Source organism: Prevotella sp. LCP21S3_D2 (assembly GCF_052118345.1).
GTDB lineage: Bacteria > Bacteroidota > Bacteroidia > Bacteroidales > Bacteroidaceae > Prevotella.
The window spans coordinates 1-580 of sequence record NZ_JBQKHJ010000094.1 but is presented as its reverse complement, the minus strand read 5'-3'; the positions used below and the strand labels follow the sequence as shown (position 1 = coordinate 580).

Sequence of the window (580 nt, the reverse complement as noted above, 5' to 3'; positions counted from 1 at the left end):
TCGTAATCCCAAAATTTATACCTATTTTTGGGATTACAATCCCAAAAAACATAGTAAATTTTGGGATTAGAACGTTATTTCAACGTTTTTTACCGACCTTCTCCCCCTATCTCATGGGGGCAATATCAGTTTTGAAAACGGACATTAAAGGGGGTAGGCTTCCACATTCCATAAGAGAAAAGGGAGGGGAATTGCGGCAAGCATTCCCCTATATATAATAAGGTGTAAGCTCAGAAGTACAATCGGGAAAGGAAGAGGTAAACAGGCTTCAGCGGGAGAAAGACACACCTCTTCAACTACGTCTCCCAAAAGTTTAAGAAATGCCTCAAATCCGCAACCTATAGGGTTTCGTGGGAATTTACTTGTAAAACGACAAAAATTCTTTTATTGTACATATTCCTTGGGCATAACAGAAACGTCGTAAACACAAAATTCCCTTACCCCATAAAGCGACTTGAGGTAATACGCCGGTTTAACCAGAAAAGCATGGTCTTTAACCAAAGTCTGTCTTGAACAGGTTGGCATAAGCATTGTTGTCTGAGTAAATGTTCAATACATGCCTACGTGATGTCTTAATCCA

Annotated in this window: 1 protein-coding gene; it reads left to right on the top strand. The window is 39.7% G+C overall.

The window, feature by feature from the left end; genetic code table 11:
- The coding region (locus ACTQ16_RS16750) for a hypothetical protein (protein WP_441938568.1) at positions 1 to 218 on the top strand (218 nt) is incomplete at its 5' end.
- Positions 219 to 580: the final 362 nt, after the last annotated feature.